Origin of the sequence: Streptomyces sp. 1331.2, from assembly GCF_900199205.1 — a bacterium.
In the GTDB taxonomy this organism is placed as follows: Bacteria; Actinomycetota; Actinomycetes; order Streptomycetales; family Streptomycetaceae; genus Kitasatospora.
Window position 1 is genome coordinate 5,819,275 of sequence record NZ_OBMJ01000001.1, and the last position, 18,234, is coordinate 5,837,508.

The 18,234-nt window shown below is 73.7% G+C and carries 18 protein-coding genes and 2 pseudogenes; 7 read left to right on the top strand and 13 right to left on the bottom strand.

Annotation, left to right across the window (positions count from 1 at the left end; genetic code table 11):
* Positions 1–64 precede the first annotated feature (64 nt).
* Both CRP52_RS25155 and CRP52_RS25160 read left to right on the top strand, forming a co-directional pair.
* Positions 65–442, top strand: a pseudogene (locus tag CRP52_RS25155) (winged helix-turn-helix transcriptional regulator); the annotation flags it as partial.
* 331 nt (positions 443–773) lie between these two features.
* Positions 774–1,568, top strand: coding sequence for an SGNH/GDSL hydrolase family protein (locus CRP52_RS25160; protein ID WP_257033128.1), 795 nt, complete (start codon positions 774–776; stop codon positions 1,566–1,568).
* A 4-nt stretch (positions 1,569–1,572) separates the two neighbouring features.
* On the opposite strand, the gene CRP52_RS25165 is transcribed toward CRP52_RS25160, so the two are convergent.
* Complete coding sequence (locus CRP52_RS25165; RefSeq protein WP_097238463.1) at positions 1,573–2,229, bottom strand: GNAT family N-acetyltransferase; 657 nt, start codon at positions 2,227–2,229, stop codon at positions 1,573–1,575.
* Positions 2,230–2,378: 149 nt separating this feature from the next.
* Here CRP52_RS25165 and CRP52_RS25170 point away from each other — a divergent pair, with 149 nt between their 5' ends.
* Positions 2,379–3,323 (top strand): pentapeptide repeat-containing protein, encoded by a 945-nt coding sequence (locus CRP52_RS25170; protein WP_257032843.1) that lies wholly within the window; start codon positions 2,379–2,381, stop codon positions 3,321–3,323.
* 5 nt (positions 3,324–3,328) lie between these two features.
* On the opposite strand, the gene CRP52_RS25175 is transcribed toward CRP52_RS25170, so the two are convergent.
* The 6 genes from CRP52_RS25175 to CRP52_RS25200 form a co-directional block, all read right to left on the bottom strand.
* The gene (locus CRP52_RS25175) at positions 3,329–3,889 is read right to left on the bottom strand and encodes a DinB family protein (RefSeq protein WP_097238465.1); all 561 of its coding nucleotides are present in this window, start codon (positions 3,887–3,889) and stop codon (positions 3,329–3,331) included.
* A 94-nt stretch (positions 3,890–3,983) separates the two neighbouring features.
* Entirely contained in the window at positions 3,984–4,718 is a 735-nt protein-coding gene (locus tag CRP52_RS25180; protein ID WP_097238466.1) for a tyrosine-protein phosphatase, read from the bottom strand.
* 10 nt (positions 4,719–4,728) lie between these two features.
* The gene (locus CRP52_RS25185; RefSeq protein WP_097238467.1) at positions 4,729–5,400 is read right to left on the bottom strand and encodes a TetR/AcrR family transcriptional regulator; all 672 of its coding nucleotides are present in this window, start codon (positions 5,398–5,400) and stop codon (positions 4,729–4,731) included.
* A gap of 122 nt (positions 5,401–5,522) precedes the next feature.
* Positions 5,523–5,846, bottom strand: coding sequence for a hypothetical protein (locus CRP52_RS25190; protein WP_097238468.1), 324 nt, complete (start codon positions 5,844–5,846; stop codon positions 5,523–5,525).
* Positions 5,843–6,355, bottom strand: a complete 513-nt coding sequence (locus tag CRP52_RS25195; protein ID WP_143685824.1) for a DUF6232 family protein — start codon at positions 6,353–6,355, stop codon at positions 5,843–5,845. Before CRP52_RS25195 ends, CRP52_RS25190 begins: the two co-directional genes overlap by 4 nt.
* An 81-nt stretch (positions 6,356–6,436) precedes the next feature.
* Positions 6,437–6,844 carry a RidA family protein gene (locus CRP52_RS25200; protein ID WP_097238470.1) on the bottom strand — a complete coding sequence of 136 codons (408 nt, stop codon included), beginning with the start codon at positions 6,842–6,844 and terminating at the stop codon, positions 6,437–6,439.
* A gap of 72 nt (positions 6,845–6,916) precedes the next feature.
* On the opposite strand from CRP52_RS25200, the gene CRP52_RS25205 reads away from it, so the two are divergent.
* Positions 6,917–7,834, top strand: coding sequence for a LysR family transcriptional regulator (locus CRP52_RS25205; RefSeq protein WP_097238471.1), 918 nt, complete (start codon positions 6,917–6,919; stop codon positions 7,832–7,834).
* On the opposite strand, the gene CRP52_RS25210 is transcribed toward CRP52_RS25205, so the two are convergent.
* On the bottom strand, positions 7,831–8,730 hold the full coding sequence (locus tag CRP52_RS25210; protein WP_257032844.1) for an aminoglycoside phosphotransferase family protein: 900 nt from the start codon (positions 8,728–8,730) through the stop codon (positions 7,831–7,833). The genes CRP52_RS25205 and CRP52_RS25210 overlap by 4 nt on opposite strands.
* A 265-nt stretch (positions 8,731–8,995) precedes the next feature.
* Between CRP52_RS25210 and CRP52_RS25215 the strand changes: the two genes are divergently transcribed.
* The gene (locus CRP52_RS25215) at positions 8,996–11,536 is read left to right on the top strand and encodes a Tex family protein (RefSeq protein WP_179852914.1); all 2,541 of its coding nucleotides are present in this window, start codon (positions 8,996–8,998) and stop codon (positions 11,534–11,536) included.
* Positions 11,537–11,620: 84 nt separating this feature from the next.
* Here the strand turns inward: CRP52_RS25215 and CRP52_RS25220 are convergent, their stop codons facing one another.
* From CRP52_RS25220 to CRP52_RS25240, 5 genes and pseudogenes are all read right to left on the bottom strand, one after another.
* Entirely contained in the window at positions 11,621–12,052 is a 432-nt protein-coding gene (locus tag CRP52_RS25220) for an SHOCT domain-containing protein (RefSeq protein ID WP_097238472.1), read from the bottom strand.
* Positions 12,053–12,134: 82 nt separating this feature from the next.
* Positions 12,135–12,719, bottom strand: coding sequence for an NUDIX hydrolase (locus tag CRP52_RS25225; RefSeq protein ID WP_097238473.1), 585 nt, complete (start codon positions 12,717–12,719; stop codon positions 12,135–12,137).
* Complete coding sequence (locus CRP52_RS25230; protein WP_097238474.1) at positions 12,716–13,876, bottom strand: type III polyketide synthase; 1,161 nt, start codon at positions 13,874–13,876, stop codon at positions 12,716–12,718. Before CRP52_RS25230 ends, CRP52_RS25225 begins: the two co-directional genes overlap by 4 nt.
* 47 nt (positions 13,877–13,923) lie before the next feature.
* On the bottom strand, positions 13,924–15,132 hold the full coding sequence (locus tag CRP52_RS25235) for a cytochrome P450 (RefSeq protein WP_257032845.1): 1,209 nt from the start codon (positions 15,130–15,132) through the stop codon (positions 13,924–13,926).
* 208 nt (positions 15,133–15,340) lie between these two features.
* Positions 15,341–15,445: pseudogene (locus CRP52_RS25240) on the bottom strand (DNA-binding response regulator); the annotation flags it as partial.
* Between the two features lie 28 nt (positions 15,446–15,473).
* Here CRP52_RS25240 and CRP52_RS25245 point away from each other — a divergent pair.
* Together CRP52_RS25245 and CRP52_RS25250 are read left to right on the top strand one after the other, a co-directional pair.
* Positions 15,474–16,835 (top strand): FtsX-like permease family protein, encoded by a 1,362-nt coding sequence (locus tag CRP52_RS25245; RefSeq protein WP_097238476.1) that lies wholly within the window; start codon positions 15,474–15,476, stop codon positions 16,833–16,835.
* A 150-nt stretch (positions 16,836–16,985) separates the two neighbouring features.
* Positions 16,986–18,230 carry a hypothetical protein gene (locus tag CRP52_RS25250; RefSeq protein ID WP_143685825.1) on the top strand — a complete coding sequence of 415 codons (1,245 nt, stop codon included), beginning with the start codon at positions 16,986–16,988 and terminating at the stop codon, positions 18,228–18,230.
* Positions 18,231–18,234 lie beyond the last annotated feature (4 nt).

An 18,234-nucleotide genomic window follows, 5' to 3' on the forward strand; every position in this document is an offset into this window, starting at 1 on the left:
GCTTCTGCTTTGTTCTACCAAGTTGGCACTTGGAAAGTCCAACCTCTTGGCTATGCTGATCCACATGTCACGCCGAAGCTACGACCAGTACTGCGCCGTCGCCCGCGCCCTGGACGCGGTGGGGGAACGCTGGAGCCTCCTGATCGTCCGTGAACTCCTCGGCGGCCCGCGCCGCTACACCGACCTGCACGCCGACCTGCCCGGCGTCTCCACCGACATCCTGGCCGCCCGGCTCAAGCAGCTGGAGGGCGAGGGCCTGGTCGAGCGGCGCCGACTGGAACGGCCCGCCAACGCGACGGTCTACGAGCTGACCGGACGCGGACGCGAACTGCGGCCGGTCATAGCGGCACTGGGGGAGTGGGGCCTGTCCGCCCTCGGCGAGCAGCGGCCCACCGACGCGGTGCGCGCGCACTGGTTCACGCCCCGGAAGGCGGAGGGCGAGGCAGCGGCCGTCGCGGGGTGACGGCTGAGCGGGGGCCGAGCCGGGCGGGGGTGGGAGCAGGGGTGGGGCGGCGGCAAGGCCCCCGTCGCCGGCCGCCGCCCCGTGGGCACGAGCATGGCGCGGGCCGGTAAGCGAACGGTCGGCGCGCGATGAGCGCCGTGGTCAGGGCCTCGCGTCGGTTCTCGCGGGCCCTCGCTGCCGGGTGCTGCGAGCGCGGTCGTACGATCGTCGGACCGCGAAGCCAACCCAGGAGAGCGGAGACCAGTCCGTGCCCACCACCATCCGCAGTTACGCCAGTTACGTCGCCGTCGGTGACTCCTTCACCGAGGGCATGTGCGACGACCTGCTGCCCGACGGCCACTACCAGGGCTGGGCCGACCGGGTCGCCCGGGCCCTGGCGGCGGAACACGCGGAGCACGCGGAGCGGGCGGAGCGGGCGGAACCGGCAGGGCAGTCGGGGCAGGCGGGGCAGTCCGGGCCGGCGGACGGCGGCTTCCGGTACGCCAACCTCGCCGTCCGCGGCAAGCTCATCGGCCAGATCCACGCCGAGCAGCTGGCCCCCGCCGCCGCCATGGGCGCCGAACTCGTCACCCTGGCCGGCGGCCTCAACGACGTGCTGCGCCCCGGCTGCGACATCGACCGGGTCGAGCGGCTGCTCGGCGACTGCGTGCGCGAACTGCGCGCCGCCGGTTCCACCGTCGTCCTGTTCACCAGCACCGACCCCACCCGGCGGATGGCCGGCAGCGCCCGGCTGCTGCCCACCATCCTGCGGATGAAGGGCTTCGTGCAGGAGCTCGGCCGACAGGACGGCATCGTCGTCGTCGACCTCTTCTCCGCGCCCTGCTTCGACGACCGGCGGCTCTGGGCCGAGGACCGCCTGCACCTGTCCCCCGAGGGCCACCGGCGGGTCGCCGAAGGCGTACTGGAAGCACTCGGCCGCCCCGCCACCTTCGACTGGCGTGCCCCGCTGCCCGCCGCCGCCCCGCCCGGCCGCACCGAGCGGCTGCGGGACGACGCCCGCTGGCTGCGCAGTCACCTCGGTCCGTGGATCGGCCGCCGGCTCACCGGCCGCTCCTCCGGCGACGGCCGCCCGCCGAAGCGGGCTGAGCTGCTGCCGTACGGCTGAACTGCTAGGACACTCCGGACTCCGGCTCCAGGACCAGGCTCGCCATCGGGGAGTGGGTGGTCCAGCCGAGCGCGGTGTAGAGCGCCCGGCCCTCCGGGGTGCCGACCAGCACGCCGGTGCGGGCGCCCGCCTCGTACGCGGCGGACTGCAGCGTCCGCATCACCACGGCGCCCAGGCCCCGGCGGCGGAACTCGGGTGCGGTGGTGATCTGGTCCGGCACGGCCACCGGGCCGGCCAGGCCCGCCTGGCCGCGGGCGGCCAGGTGCCCGGCCTCGGTGCGCACCAGCACCCGCAGGACGCCGCCCCGCTCCCAGGTGGTCACGGTGTGGCCGGCCGGGACCGCGGGCCGTTCGGGGGCGAGCGGGACGGTCATCAGGAAGGCCGGGCCGTCCAGCCGCCACCGCGGGCCGAGCCAGGGGCGCACCATGGCGTCCTCGGCGAACAGCTTCAGCCAGGTGGTCGGCGCGGTGGTGGCCTCGGCGATCTTGCGGACCTCGGCCTCGGTCGGCTCGGGCAGCACGTGCCGGCCCACCTCGCGGTCGGGTGCGCCGACGTCGATGGTCCAGCCCCACGGCTGGTCCACCGGCTCGGCGGCGCCGCGCGAGACGGTCCAGCCCGAGACCCACATCCGGACCAGCTCTCTGATGTCCGGTTCCGTCATGGCTGTCCACCCCGTGTTCCGTGCGCTACGTGTAATAGTCCCTGATGCCTTGTGCATCTTACCGATGCGGGGGCGGCCTGCCCAGCCCAGTAGAATTTCCGGGTTCACGGCGTCGCCCCGGCGCCCAGCTGGTGGAAGGACCCCGGAACGTGCGCGAGACCGAGTCGCCGCAGGACCCCACGGCGGCCGCGCCGACCCCGCTCCACGCCGACTGCGGCAGTTGCTTCGGGCTCTGCTGCGTCGCCCTGCCGTTCGCCGCGGGCACCGACTTCGCCGTGAACAAGGCGGCCGGCACCCCCTGCCGCAACCTGCAGGCCGACTTCAGCTGCGGCATCCACGTGCGGCTGCGGGACAGCGGCTTCCAGGGCTGCACCGTCTACGACTGCTTCGGCGCCGGGCAGCGGGTCTCCCAGGTGACCTTCGGCGGCCGCAGCTGGCGCGAGGAACCGGACAGCGCCGGGCAGATGTTCGAGGTCTTCCCGATCGTGCGGCAGCTGCACGAACTGCTCCGCTACCTCACCGAGGCGCTGGCCTTCGCCCCGGCCCGGGCCGTCCACGCCGAGCTGCGGCAGGCCCTGGAGGAGACCGACCGGCTGGCCGGCGGCACCCCCGAGCAGATCCTCGCCGTCGACGTCCCGGCTCACCGGCAGCGGGTCAGCGAGCTGCTGCTGCGGGCGAGCGAGCTGGTCCGGGCGTCCGTCCCGCGCCGGCGCGAGCACCGCGGCGGCGACCTCTTCGGCGCCCGCCTGCGCGGTGCCGACCTGCAGGGCGCCAACCTGCGCGGTGCCCTGCTCGTCGCCGCCGACCTCTCCGGGGCGGACCTGCGGCTGGCCGACCTCATCGGCGCCGACCTGCGTGACACCAACCTGGCCGGCGCCGACCTCAGCACCGCGCTCTTCCTCACCCAGGCCCAGCTCGACGCCGCCCGCGGCGACGCCGCCACCCGCCTGCCGGACGGCCTCAAGCGCCCGGCCCACTGGCCCGCCACGGCCTCCCCGGTGGCGGCGGCGCCGACGGCGAAGCCCCGCTCGGGCACGGGCGGCGCCGGCCGCCCGGGCGGACCAGGCCGACCGGGCCGATCGCGCCGACGCTGAGGCCGTTACTGGCCCACCCGGCCGTCGATGCACTCGCGCAGCAGGTCGGCGTGCCCGCAGTGGCGGGCGTACTCGTCGATCCGGTGCATCAGCAGCTCCCGGATCGCGACCCGGCCCCGCCCGACCCGCTCGCCCAGGTCCGGGTAGCCGGCCAACGCGGCGTCGGTCGCCGCCTGTTCGCGGTCCAGGTCGCGGAACGCGGCCTCCACCACGGCCGGGTCGGCGACGGCCCCGTCGAAGTCCGCGTCCCGCGCGCCGTACAGCTTCGGCAGCCGCTCGTCCTCGGTGAGCCAGTTGCGCCAGTCCCGCTCCACCTCGGCGAGGTGCCGGACCAGCCCGAGCAGCGACATCGTCGACGGCGGCACCGAGCGCCGTGCGAGCTGTTCGGCGTCCAGGCCCTGGCACTTCATCCGCAGGGTCAGCCGGTAGTTCGTCAGACAGTCGTGGATCGCGCCGGGTTCGCCGTCCGGGCTCGGTCCGTCGCTGTTGCGGGGGTCGTCGTCCGGGTCGGCCCACATGTCGGGGTAGACGGTCGCCTCGGTCCATCGCACAGGTTGCTCGGTCATACCGACATGCTCGTTCGCAACCGTCTCTTCCCGCCACCGAGTTATCGCCCCGAGTCGTCGCGGTGCGGGTCGTACGGGCCGTGCGGCTGAGGGCTCAGGCGGTGAGCAGGCGGGTGTGCAGGGCGGTGATCTGCTCGCGGTCGATGCCGAGGGTGCCGGTGAGGTAGGCCTCGACGGAGCCGTGGCGGGCGGCGAGGTCGGCGAGGGTGAGGCGGATGACGGTCTCCGGGGCGCGGCCGAAGCCGGGCCAGCGCAGGGTGCGGCCGGGGTGGGCGGCGTGCCAGTCGGCGACGAGCTGTGCGGTGGCGAGTTCGGTGAGGGCGAAGTCGGCGGCAATGTCGTCCTCGGCGACGCCGAGCAGGGTGAGCAGCAGGGCGGCGATGAGGCCGGTGCGGTCCTTGCCGGAGGCGCAGTGGAAGACTACCGGGGCCTCGGCGGCGGTGATCACGTCCAGGACCTGGCGGATCTCCTTCACCCCGTCCTCGGCGACCTCGGCGAAGCGGTCGGCGAGGTAGCGCCAGGGGTCGAGTCCGGGGTCGATCTCGGCCTGGTCGTACGGGCGGTGCTCGATCGAGAGGTTGTGGTACTCCAGCCCGTCGAGCTCGGGCACCCGGCCCTTGGCGGCGATCTCCCAGGGGTAGCGCAGGTCGATCACGGTCCGTATGCCGAGGGCCCGGAGTTTGTCGAGGTCGGCGTCCGAGGTGAGCTTGCCGAGGGAGTCGGAGCGGTAGAGCAGGCCCCACCGTACGGACCGTCCGTCGGCGGCCGGGTAGCCGCCCAGGTCGCGGAAGTTGTGCAGGGCCTGGAAGTCGTGGTGACGCGTCGTCATGCGCGTCAGCCTAGCCAGCGGCGGTGGCGCTCCCGGCACTGCTCCCGGCGGTGCCGGTGGCGTAGCCGTGGGCGAGGAGGCCGAAGGCGCGGGTGGCGTCGTCGGCGGCCTCGGCGTGCAGGTCGTCGGCGGTGCGGCCGTCGTCCTGGATGCGGCGCCAGTTGTGCAGGGCGAGGACGCGCTGGGTGGCGGTGACCTGGGCGGCGAGCAGGGCCGCGGTGAGTTCGCGCGGCTGCGGCAGGTCGGGGGCCTCGCGCAGGGCGTCGGCCAGGGAGCGTTCGGCGCGGGCCACGTACTCGCCGACCCGGGCGGCCAGGCTGGGGGTGCCGTAGACCAGGGCGGTGAAGGCGAGTACCGCCGGGTGGTCGTTGAGGCCGGTGACCGGGTCGCGGCGGGTGAGGCCGGTCAGGAAGTCGCGCAGCAGTGCGTCGAGCACCGGTTCGCCGGGGAGCCGGTCGCGGACGACCTGTGCGGCCTGGTCCTGGTGGTCGGCGAAGCGGTGGACGACCAGGTCCTCCTTGGTGGCGAAGTAGGAGAACAGGGTGGGTTTGGAGACGTCGGCGGCGGCCGCGACGTCCGCCACCGACACCCGGTCGAAGCCGTGCTCCAGGAAGAGCGTGATGGCCGCTTCGGAGATGGCCTGTCGGGTCAGTTCCTTCTTGCGTTCGCGCAGTCCGCTCATGGGGTCAGGTTAGCAGCAGGGCTTGACCGGGGAAGGTTTCTTACCCGGTCATCCCTGCGGCGTGTCGCAGCCCGGCAGCCGGCCCGGGCGTCAGGAACGGCCGGCCGCCGCGGACCCGGGCGTCAGGAGTTGATCGAGTCCAGGATCCGGCGGACCGACTCCACCACCGGGGCACCCGCCGTGACCAGCGAGGCGACGCCGGAGATGTTCCGCAGCGCCCGCCGCAGGACGGGCGGCGGGGTGTCGGTGCCGCCCCCGATGGCCTCCAGCGACTCGTCCAGCACCTCGCGGTCCTCGGCCGGCACCTGACCGCGCAACGCCTGCACCGCGCCCACGAGTTCGCGGAGCGCGGCCTGGGGGTCGGCCGGGCCCTGATGCTTGATGATGCCGATGTTGTGGTCGCCGTGCTGGGTGACGGAGTCACCGAAGTGGATGTTGCCGCTCACCGGCCCACCTGCTTCCCGATGTTGTGGTCGCCGTACTGGTTGATCCGGTCGCCGATGTGCACGTTCTCCACCTGGAGGGCGAACTCGGCCTGGGGGTTGTCGATCGCATCCATGATCATCTGGATCAGGCTGCCGATCTGCCGGGGATCGTGGCTCACCACGGCAGTGGTCGCTGAGTTGGAGGTCTCGATGACCAGCTTGTACAGCGCGCGCTGCCGCAGCTTGGTGACCAGCCGGTAGAGGCAGAAGGCGAAGCCCGCCAGCAGCAGCACCCCGGGCACGGCCCCCGCCTGCGTCTTGTCGGCCGAGTTCTTCAGCAGCGCGCCGAGGAAGGTGGTCAGGCAGAGCAGCCCGAACACCTGCCGGACGAACCGGATGATCGTCCGCGAGCGCTTGGGCGGCCACCAGACCAACTGCCGTGCCCGGGCGATGTGCTGCAGCGGGTACGCGTCCCCACCGACCCACAGCACCCGACGGCTCACACTGACGTCGATCACGTTCCGTGCCAATTCCGCTCCCCCCGCCCGTAGTGGCGGGGAGAACCATAGCAACAGCAGGCACCGGTGGTGACGGCGGTTCAGCAGGGCCGATCAGGAAGCGGAGCGGCGGGCGGTGACCTCGATCTCGATCCGCATCCGGGGATCGGCGAGACCGCACACCTGCATGGTGGCGGCCGGCCGGACCTCGCGGAAGCAGCGGCTCAGCACCGGCCAGCAGGGCTCGAAGTCCTCGCGCTCGGGCAGCAGGTAGCGCACCCGCACCACGTCGGCGAAACCGCTGCCCGCCTCGGCCAGCGCCGCCCCGATGTTGCGCAGGCACTGCTCGGCCTGCTCCACCACGTCGTCGGAGATGGTCATGGCGGTGTAGTCGAACCCGGTCGTCCCCGACACGTGGATCCAGTCGCCGTCCACCACGGCGCGGGCGTACCCGATCTGCTCCTCGAAGGTCGAACCGCTCAGGATCGCGCGTCGCGCCGTGGGGGCTGTCGGGTGCGTCATGCCGGGAAGGCTAGGTGGCCTGCGGGGATACGTCCAACACTGCACAGCGCATGATCTGATATCCCTGGAGGTATGGAGCGCCCCGAACTCCCCCTGCCGCAGCTGCACGCCTTCGTCGTGCTCGCCGAGGAACTGCACTTCGGCCACGCCGCCGCCCGCCTCGGCATCGCCCAACCACCACTCAGCCAGCAGATCCGGCGGCTGGAGGAGAAGGTCGGCTACCCGCTGTTCCGCCGCGACCCCGGCGGCGTCACCCTCACCCCGGCCGGCCGCGAACTCCTGCCCGCAGCCCGCCGGGCGCTCACCGACCTCGCGGACGCGCTGGCCGCCGCCCGCGCCGTCGGCAGCGGCGAGGCCGGCCGGCTGCGGATCGGCTTCTCCGCCTCCCTCGCCCTCACCGTCCTGCCCGGCCTGCTCGACACCTTCCGGCAGCGCCACCCCGCCGTGCGGCTGGACGTCCGGGAGTTGACCAGCGCACCGCAGATCACCGCCCTGCACGAGCGGACCATCGACGTCGGCCTGCTGCGCGAAGCTCCCGCGGACGAGCCGGAACTGCGCTTCCGCACCGTCCTGCGCGAACCGTTCGTCGCCGTGCTCCCGGCGGGCCACCCCCTGGCCGGCCGGCGCACCGTCCGGCTCGCGCAGTTGGCGGACGAGCCGTTCGTCCTGCTGCCCCGGGAAGAGGGGCCGCAGCTGTACGACCGGATCACCGGCCTGTGCACCGACGCGGGCTTCACCCCGCGGATCGTGCAGCACGCGGTGGAATGGCAGACGGTGTGCGCGCTGGTCGGCGCCGGCCTGGGCGTCTCGCTGGCCCCGGCGGGCATCCGGCAGCTGCGCCTGCGCGGCGTGGCCTACCGACGGATCGACCCCGGCACCGCCCGCACCGAAGTCGCCGTGGCCTGGCGCGGCAACGACCCCAACCCCCTGGTGCGCCACCTGCTCGCGGCCGTCGGCGTCGTCGGCGAAGCGCAGCCGGAGGTGTGCTAGACGCTGCGGTCGGCCAGGACCTCGCGGACGACGTGGCGGGCGTTGGCGGTCAGGGCCGGGTCGGTGTGGCGGTAGTAGGGGATCGTCACCAGGGCGATCGAGAACGCCCAGGCACGGCCGCGCGCCCAGGTGGCGTCATCGGCGTGCAACGCGGCGCGGAAGGCGGGGCGGGCGGAGGCCGGCAGCAGGTTCCAGGCGGCGATCAGGTCGGCCGTCGGGTCGCCGACGCCCATCAGGGCGAAGTCGATGACGGCGGCGAGCCGGCCCGTGCGGGAGAGCAGGAGGTTGCCGGGGGTGAGGTCGCCGTGCATCCAGACCGGCGGGCCGGCGTACTCGGGCAGCCGGACCGCCCTGTCCCAGAGCGCGGTCGCGGCCGCCGAGTCGACCGAGCCGGCGAGCTGGGCGATGGCCGCCCGGGTCGCGCCGTCCCGGGAGGCGAGCGGGACGCTGCGGTGCCCGGCCGGGGCGTTCGTCGGGTCGACGGCGCGCAGCGCGGTGACGAAGCCGGCCAGGTCGCGGGCCAGGGCCGCGGGCGCGGCGAGGGCGCCGACCGCCGGGTTGACGCCGTCGATCCAGCGCAGCACCGACCACTCCCACGGGTAGCCCGCGGCGGGCCGCCCGACCGCGAGCGGGGCGGGGATCGGCAGCGGCAACCGCGCCGCCAGCGCGGGCAGCCACTGCTGCTCCCGCCGGACGCCCCCGGCCGCCCACGCCACCCGGGGCAGCCGGACGGCGAGTTCGGGCCCGAGGCGGAACATCGCGTTGTCCGCCCCGGCGGAGGCGAGCGGCGTGATCGGAAGGCGCTCCCACTGCGGGAACTGGGCGGAGATCAACCGCCGTACCAGGGCCGCGTCGACCACCGGCTCGTCGGGGTGCATCCGGGCGGCAGCGCACATGCCCGGCAGCGTACAGCGTCGATCGTTTTCGTTCAGGCGTATTCCCCAACTGGGCGGATCGGCACCCCAGTACGACCGGAGCGGCCGTACCCGCCGGCCGGGGAGGCGGCAACTCCGCACCGCCCGGGCGCGGTTGGCGCCCGGCCGGCGGCCGGCCCGGGCGCGCCACGCCCGGCCGCCCCGGGTGCGGCCGGGTGTCGTCGTCGGCACCTGCCAGAATGCAGGGCGTACGGCGAACGCTCTGAAGGAGAAGGTGACCGGCTTCGTGACCACGCCAGTCGAACAGGTGGCCCGGCAGGCCCAGCAGGCGATCGAGCGCAGGATCGCCGAGGAACTGGGCGTCCGCGAGGGGCAGGTGAAGGCGGCCGTCGACCTGCTCGACGGCGGCGCGACCGTGCCGTTCGTGGCCCGCTACCGCAAGGAGGTCACGGGCTCGCTGGACGACGCCCAGCTGCGCACCCTGGAGGAGCGGCTGCGCTACCTGCGCGAACTGGAGGAGCGCCGGACGGCCGTCCTGGAGTCGATCGAGGCCCAGGGCAAGCTGGACGACGCGCTGCGCGCCCAGGTGCTGGCGGCCGACTCCAAGGCCCGCCTGGAGGACATCTACCTGCCGTTCAAACCGAAGCGGCGCACCAAGGCGCAGATCGCCCGCGAGGCCGGGCTGGAGCCGCTCGCCGACACCCTGCTCGCCGACCCGACGCAGGACCCGGCCGCCCTCGCCGCCGCCCTCATCGAGAACGGCAGCCTGAACGAGTCCGTGGCGGACGCCGCCGCCGCCCTGGAGGGCGCCCGGGCGATCCTGGTCGAGCGCTTCGGCGAGGACGCCGACCTGGTCGGCTCGCTGCGCGAGCGGATGTGGACCCGCGGCCGCCTGGTCGCCACCGTCCGCGAGGGCAAGGAGCAGGACGGCGCCAAGTTCGCCGACTACTTCGACTTCGCCGAGCCGTACACCAAGCTCCCCTCGCACCGCATCCTGGCGATGCTGCGCGGCGAGAAGGAGGAGGTGCTCAGCCTCGAACTCTCGCCCTACGAAGGCGAGTCCGAGGGCGACCTGCCCGGCGACAACGACTACGAGCAGCGGATCGCCGCCCGCTTCGGCATCGCCGACCGCGGCCGCCCGGCCGACAAGTGGCTCGGCGACACCGTCCGCTGGGCCTGGCGCACCCGCATCCTGGTGCGCCTGGGCATCGACCTGCGTGCCCGGCTGCGCGCCGAGGCCGAGGACGAGGCGGTGCGCGTCTTCGCCGCCAACCTGCGCGACCTGCTGCTCGCCGCCCCGGCCGGTACCCGCGCCACCATGGGCCTGGACCCGGGCTTCCGCACCGGCGTGAAGGTCGCCGTGGTGGACGCCACCGGCAAGGTCGTCGCGTACGACACGATCTACCCGCACCAGCCCGCCAACAAGTGGGACGCGGCCCTGCACACCCTGGCCGAACTGGCGAAGAAGCACGGCGTCGACCTGGTCGCGATCGGCAACGGCACCGCCTCCCGGGAGACCGACAAGCTCGCCGAGGACCTGATCAAGCGCCACCCCGAGCTGAAGCTCACCAAGGCGATGGTCAGCGAGGCCGGCGCCTCGGTCTACTCGGCCTCCGCCTTCGCCTCGCAGGAACTGCCCGAGCTGGACGTGTCGATCCGCGGCGCGGTGTCGATCGCCCGCCGCCTGCAGGACCCGCTGGCCGAGCTGGTCAAGATCGACCCCAAGTCGATCGGCGTCGGCCAGTACCAGCACGACCTCAGCGAGGTGAAGCTCTCCCGCTCGCTGGACGCGGTGGTCGAGGACTGCGTCAACGCCGTCGGCGTGGACGTCAACACCGCCTCGGCGCCGCTGCTCACCCGGGTCTCCGGGATCACCGGCACGCTCGCCGACAACATCGTGGCCCACCGCGACGCCAACGGCCCGTTCCGTACCCGCCGGCAGCTCAAGGACGTCTCCCGGCTCGGCCCCAAGGCCTTCGAGCAGTGCGCGGGCTTCCTGCGCATCCCCGGCGGCGACGATCCGCTGGACGCCTCCAGCGTGCACCCCGAGGCCTACCCGGTGGTCCGCCGGATCCTCGCCGCGACCGGCGGCGAGCTGCGCGAGCTGATCGGCAACGGCGCCGCGCTGCGGGCGCTGAAGCCGGGCGACTTCGCCGACGAGACCTTCGGCGTGCCGACCGTCACCGACATCCTCGGCGAGCTGGACAAGCCCGGCCGCGACCCGCGCCCGGCCTTCCGCACCGCGGTCTTCAAGGAGGGCGTCGACAAGATCGGCGACCTGGAGGTCGGCATGGTGCTGGAGGGCGTGGTCACCAATGTCGCGGCCTTCGGCGCGTTCGTGGACGTGGGCGTCCACCAGGACGGGCTGGTGCACGTCTCGGCGCTGTCGAGGACCTTCGTCAAGGATCCGCGCGAGGTGGTCAAGCCCGGGGACATCGTCAAGGTCCGGGTGCTCACGGTGGACGTGCCGCGCAAGCGGATCGGGCTCACCCTGCGGCTGGACGACGAGGTCGGCGGCGGGCGCGCCGACCGGGGTGGCGACCGCGGGGAGCGGGGTGGCGAGCGCGGGGAGCGGGGCGGCGAGCGCGGGGAGCGACAGGCCCGTCCGCCGCGCCAGGAGCGGCGCGGCGGCCAGGACCGGCGTGACCGGGGCGGTCAGGACCGGGGCGGCCAGGGCGGCCAGGGCGGCCAGCGTGACCGGGGCGGCTCCGGTGGGGGCGTGCCGGCGAACAGCGCCATGGCGGACGCGCTGCGCCGGGCCGGCCTGGCCGGTGGCGGCAACGCCGGCAACGGCGGCTCGGGCGACCGGCGCTCCGGGCGGCGCTGAGCCCGGAGGGACGGGACCACGCCCGGGGCCGGTGGACGCGCGACGCGTCCACCGGCCCCGGGCTGTGTCGCCCCCTTCGGGCGGTCAGGCCAGGATCTTGGCCTTGGCCTGTTGGTACTCCTCCTCGGTGATGGCGCCCTTGTCCTTCAGGGCCGCCAGTTTCGCCAGGTCGTCGACGTGGCTGCGGCCGCCGCCACCGGTGTCCGGGGCGCTTGCGGCCGCGTCCCGGACGTAGGCCTTGAACGCGGCCTGGGTCTCCTGGGCCTGTTCGATGTCGCGCTTGGTCATCGACTCCCCCCGGGCGATCAGGTAGACGAGGACGCCGATCAGGGGCAGGAGGATCACCAGGACCAGCCAGCCGGCCTTGCCCCAGCCACTGAGGTCGTGGCTGCGGAAGATGTCCGTGATGATCTTGAACAGCAGGAAGAACCAGAGCACCCAGAGGAACAGCTCCAACATCGTCCAGAAGATGTTGAGCAGCGGGTAGTCGGTGTCGGCCAGGAGAGAGGTGTCCATGGCCGAGTCATATCATCACAAAACGGACATTGCGCCCTGCTGTTCAGCCGTCCCAGTGATCTCCGGTCCGACTCGGAATGTTTCAGCCGAGAAGGGCCCTCCGCCGCAGCTCCACCGCCAGCCCGACCAGCTCGCCCCACCAGGCGTCGTGCCCGGTCAGCAGCAGCCGCTGCGCCTCGGTGGCCGGCACCGCGCGGACCTCGACCACCTGCTCGCCGTCCGCCGGGTTGGTCGGCGTGGAGTCCAGCACCACCTCGCCCCAGCCCCACAGCCAGGCCTTCTCCGGGTGCGGCTGCCACGGCCGGTACGGCAGCGCGTCGTCGGTGCGGCAGCGGTGCGCGCCGAGCCAGCCCGGCTCGCCGAGCAGCCGGGCGCCCGCCTCCTCCCGCAGCTCGCGCTCCAGGCAGGAGGCGATGTCCTCGCCCCGCTCCCGGGTGCCGCCGGGCAGGAACCAGTGGTCCCGGTCGTCCCGGCAGAGCACCACCTCGCCGTCGGCGAAGCCGACCAGGTGGATGTTGGTGACCAGGTCGTCCGGCGGCAGCTCGGTGGAGAACTGCGCGTCGTACCGTCCCCAGGTCCAGTACTGCGGCGCGTGCAACGCCGGGAACAGGGCGGCGAGTTCGGCGGCTCTGGCGGAGGTGTCGGTGCGGTCCGTGGTATCGGTCATTCGGTGATCGTAGTGCCGGCCGGGAAACGGCGGGGAGCCGTCGGATGGACGAGGGCAATGTCGGAGGTGGAGATGGCGCGCGGGCGGCGCGGGCGCAGCGGCTCGGTCGGCGCGCCGACCCAACTGCCCAGCGAGATCTCGGCGGTGATGCCCGGTCCGAAGCCGGCGATCAGCCCCGGGGTGCCCTCCGGCACGCCGCCGTCGGCGAACTGCCGGGCGAGGGCGTCGAAGACGACGGCGCTGGCGATGTTGCCGCGCTCGGTGAGCGTCGCGCGGCTGTGGCGGAAGGCGGCCGGCTCCAGGTTGAGGAAGCGGCACAGGTCGTCCAGGATGCGCGGGCCGCCGGCGTGCACGATGTAGAAGCCGAGCCCGGAGACGTCCCAGCCGTGCTCGCCGGCCAGGCCGCGCAGCGCGGGCGCGAGCAGCTCCATCGTGCCGGGCACCCGTTTGTCCAGCTGGAAGTGGAAGCCGGTGTCCTTCACCCCGTAGGAGATCCAGTTCTCGGTGCCCGGGACGAGGTGCGAGCCGTTGCGCTCGATCTGCACGCCGTGCCCGCCGTGGCCGCGCATCACCACGGCCGCCACCGCGTCCCCGAACAGGCCGTTGGAGAGCAGGGAGCCGACGGAGAGGTCGGTGGGCTGGTAGCAGAGCGAGCAGAACTCGCAGGCCACGATCAGCACGTTGGCGCCCGGGTAGGCGCGGCAGAAGTCGTGCGCGCGGTTGACGGCGGCGCCGCCGGCCGCGCAGCCGAGCTGGGCGATCGGCACCTGGCGGGTGTCGGAGCGGAAGCCCATGGTGTTGATCAGCCAGGCGGTCATCGAGGGCATCATGAAGCCGGTGCAGGACACGTAGACCATCAGGTCGATGTCCCGGGCGGTCAACTCGGCGTGGGCGAGGGCACGTTCGACCACCTCGGGGACGCGGAGCTTGGCCTCGCGCTCGTACACCTCGTTGCGGAGGGTGAAGCCCGGGTGGGTGAGGGTCCGCTCGATCGGCTGGACGAGGTGCCGCGTGCGCACCCCGGTGTTCTCGATCAGTCGCAGGGCCAGGCCGAGTTGGGGGTGGCCGGCGTGCAGGGTGCGGGCCAGGTCGAGCGTCTCGTCGAGGGTGATGACGTGCTCGGGCACGGCGATGGCGGGGCGGCAGAGTGTGGCCATTGGGTGTGGGTCTCCCCGGTCAGGAACGGTGTGTCGAAGGGGAGGTGTCACCAGGCGACCGGCAGGGTGCGCGGGAAGCGCCAGATCGAGCCCGAGTCCCAGTCGAGCCCGGACGGGTCGACGGCGAGCCGCAGCCCGGGGAAGCGCCGCAGCAGGGTGCCGATGGCGACCTGCAGCTCCATCCGGGCCAGGTGCGAGCCCAGGCAGTGGTGCTGGCCGTACCCGAAGGCCATGTGGGTGGGGGCTCCGCGGTCGAGGTCCAGCTCGTCGGGGCGCTCGTAGACGGCTGGGTCGCGGTTGGCGGTCAGGTAGGAGACGTGCACGGCCTCGCCGGCCCGGATCAGCACGCCGCCCAGCTCCACGTCCTCGGTGGCGACCCGGGCGATGCCGACGCCCTGGCGGAACGGGATGAAGCGCAGCAGCTCCTCCAGGGCGCGCGGCAGCATCTCGGGCCGGGCGCGCAGTTCGGCGAGCTGCTCGGGGTGGGTGAGCAGGGTGTGGGTGATGTTGCCGAGCTGGTAGGTGCTGGTGTCGTGCCCGGTGACCAGCAGGACCATCGCCATGACCGTCAACTCGTCCGGGGCCAGCAGCTCGTCGCCGTCGCGGGCGGTGGCGAGGGCACTGATCAGGTCCTCGCCGGGGGCGGCCCGGCGGGCGGCGGTCAGCTCGGTGAAGTACGCGCGCAGGGCGGCCTTGGCCTCCTCCTGGCCCTCCCGGCTGCCCGGGCCCATCCGCATCATCGCGACGGCGTGGCCGCGCAGTTCGGCGCGGTCGGCCTCGGGGATGTCCAGCAGCTCGCAGATGGTGGTGAGCGGGAGCCGGGCGGACAGGAAGTGCATCAGGTCGGCGGGGGCGCCGTGCTCCTCCATCTCGTCGAAGTAGCCGTCGACGGTGCGCTGGGTGGCCGGGCGCATCCGCTCGACCTGGCGGTTGGTGAAGCCCTGGGCGACCAGGCGGCGCAGCCGGTTGTGGGCGGGCGGGTCCATTAGGTTGATCGCCTCGGCCTGGGCGATCGGGGCGGGCGTCATCCGCGGCAGGTCGCGGCCGATGCCGGCGGCGCGGCTGAACCGGCGGTCGGTGGTGACCACCTTGACGTCCTCGTAGCGCGTTGCCAGCCAGGCCTCGCCCTCGCCGTGCGGCAGTCGGATCCTGGCGATCGGGGCCTCGGTGAGCAGCCGCTTGAGGAGTGGGTCGAACTCCAGACCGTCGGTGTGGTGGAAGGGGCAGTCCCACACGGGGGCGGCGGTGGTGGTCACGGGCCTGTCCAATTGTCTTTTGTCATGTCGGGTGATGCCGCCCGAGGCGGTGCCGCGGTGGGGCCGAGGTGGTGCTTCCGCCTGGGCGCGGACATGCAGATGTTGCCCCATGGGATGGCAAAAAGGCGGATTCGACGGGGAGTTAGCTCTAATGAGTGAGATGGATGATTGTCGTGCTAATTATCGTTCGCTGTGCGGCAGTTGACGGTCAGACGGTGCCGCCCGGTGCCACCAGTCCGGTCTCGTAGGCGAGTACCACGGCCTGCGCCCGGTCGCGCAGGTCCAGCTTCGCGAAGATCCGGGCCACCGGCCTGGTCGTCGCCGCACTGATCGTCGGCAACGTGGTGAGCGGCGCGGTGGTCTCCGGCTACCGTCACATCGGCGTGCTGAAGTCGATCGGATTCACCCCGCGCCAGGTGGTCACCGTCTACCTGACCATGGTCTCGGTGCCCGCCGTCGTCGGCACCGCCCTCGGGACGGCGGCCGGCTGGGCGGCCTCCTACCCGATCCTGCGGAGCGCCTTCAGCGGGATCGCGACCGGCACCGCCGTGATCGAGCCGGCCGGCTGGCTACCCGCCGCCACCCTGATCGGCGTCCCGCTGCTGGTCGCCCTCGCCGCGCTCGTCCCCGCCTCGCGCGCCCACCGGCTCTCCGCCGCCCAGGCCATCTCGGCCGGCAGCGCGCCGCGCACCGGACGCGGGCTCACGGTCCAGCGCCGGCTGAGCGGCACCCGACTGCCACGCGCCGTCAGCCTCGGCCTCGGCCAGCCCTTCGCCCGCCCGGCCCGTACGGCCCTGACCATGGCGGCGATCGCACTCGGCGCGGTCACCGTGACCGTGACCACCGGGGTCAGCAGCACCCTGGCCAGGTCCATGGCCGCAACCGATCACCGAACCCACATCGACGTGAAGACCAGCGCCTTCTCGGACAACAGGATCGTGCCCAGGCTGACCCCGGCGCAGACCGAGGCGATGCTGCACGCCACCCCCGGTGCCGAACGGGTCTCCGTCCGCGGCCTGGTCCGGGTCGGCATCCTGGGCCAGCCCCAGCTGGTCTTCGCCAACTTCTACGGCGGCGACGACATGGTCGACCACGCGCGGCTCGACGTGGTCGAGGGCCGCCAGGCGACCGGCCTGAACGAGGCCGAGGCCGGGCCGGGCTTCCTCGACCAGCACGGGCTCAAGCTCGGCGACCGGATCACCCTGGTCCTGGACGACCGGCAGACCACCGTCACCCTGGTTGGCAAGGAGGCCCAGGGCAACCCCAATGCGATCACCTCCAACGACGCCACCCGGGCCCGGCTCACCCCCGACCCGCACGTGGTCGAGTACGACGTGCGGCTCGCCGACGGCACCGACGTCGAGGCCTACCGGAAGGCCGTCACGGACGCCGACCCGAGTCTGTCCACCTCGGTGGCCACCGGGGGAAGCGACGGGTCCGTCGTCGCGATGACGCTCACCTCGGTGGCCTGGCAGGGCGTGGTCATCGGCGTCGTCGGCATCCCGGTGGGGGTGGCGGTGCACCGGCTGATCGTCGAGAACGTGCGGACCATCGAGTTCACGGAGCCGCAGATCGACGTCTGGGGCGTACCTCTGCTCGCCGGGCTCGGGCTCGCGGGCGTCGCCATCGCCGTCCTCGGCGCGCTGGTCCCGGCGCGGTCGGCGGCCCGGCTGCCGATCGCGGAGGTGTTGCACAACGAGTGAGCGGGGGTAGGTGGTGGGGGCTGGGGGCGGTCGGGCCGGCGGGCGGCCGGGCCGGCGCGTGGGCGGGGAACCGTGCGGCCGTCCCGGCGCGTCCCAACTTCCGCCGGAGCCACGGTGATCGGTGGGCTCGGATGATCGGGGGAGAACGTCGTGCCACTGCTCAGGACGCCAGGCCTGGGCCGCCGGGTGGCGGTCACGCTCGGCGGGATCGTGCTGTTCCGGCTCGGGCAGAGCCTGCCGCTGCCCGGCGTCGACCCGGCGGCGCTCGGGCCGGTCGCGGACGGGGTGCTGCCGGGCGACGGGCTGCGCGGCCTGGCCGACCTGGCCACCGGCGGCGGGATGTACCGGCTCGCGCTGCTCCCCTTCGGTGTGCTGCCGTTCCTGTTCGCCCGGGTGCTCGTGCCCGCCCTCGCCCGGCTGCACCCCCGGCTCGCCGCGCTGCGCGCCGTACGGGCCGGGCGGTTCCTGCTGGAGCGCCGGACGGCCCTCGCGCTCGGCCTGCTCGGCGGCCTCGTCCTCGCGCTGGTCGCCGCTGCCGGGCACCTGCTCCCCGGCGCGGCCGCGGAGGAGGTGCTGCACCTGCGCGGGCCGCTCGCCGTCGTCGTCCTGGCGGCGGGCGCCGCGGCGGGCACGGCGGTGCTGCTGCCGCTCACCCGCTGGATGGACCGGAACGGCCTCGGCGACGCGGTCGCGGTGCTGCTGTTCGTCCAGGTGCTCGCCGTGCTGCCCGGTCAGCTGTGGGCCGTCCGGGAGCGGTCCGGGTCCGGCGGCTGCCTGGCGGTGGCGGCGGCCGTCCTGGTGAGCCTGGCCGTGACGATCGCCCTGGTGATCGCCGGCCGCAAGGGCGAGCGGCGGGTCGAGGTCCGGTACTCGCCGCTCGGCGGGCGCCGCCCGGGCGCCGAACTCCGCTACGTGCCGCTGGTGCTCAGCCACCGGGGCTTCGTCCCGGCCGTGGTCGCCGTCCTGCTGTTCGCCCCGCTGCGGCTGCCCCGACTCCCGTACCTCGCCCTGCTGTTCCTGCTCGCCGCGGCCGGGGCCTGCCTGGCAGTGTGGGTCGGCCGGTCCGTACTGACCGACCCCGAGGCCAAACTGCGCACCCACGTCTACCTCCCCGGCGTCGAACCCGGCGTGGCGACCGTCGAGTACCTCGCCGCGCTGCGTCGCCGGCTCGCCGTCGCCGAGGCGCTCGGCACCGGGCTGGTCGCCGTCCTGCCGGCGCTCGCGCTGGCCGCGGCGGGCGGGGCCGACTCCGACGGGTACGGCTTCGGCGGGTACGCCTTCGGGGGTGCGAGCGTGCTGCTGGTGGCCGGAGCGGCGATCGACGCGGTGGGGTCGGTGATGCAGGAGGTGCAGCGGAGGCGGGTGATGCACTACTACGCGGCGCGGTCCGCATGACAGA

Bases quoted from the DNA above. Each gene is read 5' to 3' on its own strand.
- CRP52_RS25160 (WP_257033128.1), top strand. From the start codon at position 774: ATGTGCGACGACCTGCTGCCCGACGGCCACTACCAGGGCTGGGCCGAC.
- CRP52_RS25165 (WP_097238463.1), bottom strand. From the start codon at position 2,229: ATGACGGAACCGGACATCAGAGAGCTGGTCCGGATGTGGGTCTCGGGC.
- CRP52_RS25175 (WP_097238465.1), bottom strand. From the start codon at position 3,889: ATGACCGAGCAACCTGTGCGATGGACCGAGGCGACCGTCTACCCCGAC.
- CRP52_RS25180 (WP_097238466.1), bottom strand. From the start codon at position 4,718: ATGACGACGCGTCACCACGACTTCCAGGCCCTGCACAACTTCCGCGAC.
- CRP52_RS25185 (WP_097238467.1), bottom strand. From the start codon at position 5,400: ATGAGCGGACTGCGCGAACGCAAGAAGGAACTGACCCGACAGGCCATC.
- CRP52_RS25200 (WP_097238470.1), bottom strand. From the start codon at position 6,844: ATGACGCACCCGACAGCCCCCACGGCGCGACGCGCGATCCTGAGCGGT.
- CRP52_RS25205 (WP_097238471.1), top strand. From the start codon at position 6,917: ATGGAGCGCCCCGAACTCCCCCTGCCGCAGCTGCACGCCTTCGTCGTG.
- CRP52_RS25210 (WP_257032844.1), bottom strand. From the start codon at position 8,730: ATGTGCGCTGCCGCCCGGATGCACCCCGACGAGCCGGTGGTCGACGCG.
- CRP52_RS25220 (WP_097238472.1), bottom strand. From the start codon at position 12,052: ATGGACACCTCTCTCCTGGCCGACACCGACTACCCGCTGCTCAACATC.
- CRP52_RS25225 (WP_097238473.1), bottom strand. From the start codon at position 12,719: ATGACCGATACCACGGACCGCACCGACACCTCCGCCAGAGCCGCCGAA.
- CRP52_RS25230 (WP_097238474.1), bottom strand. From the start codon at position 13,876: ATGGCCACACTCTGCCGCCCCGCCATCGCCGTGCCCGAGCACGTCATC.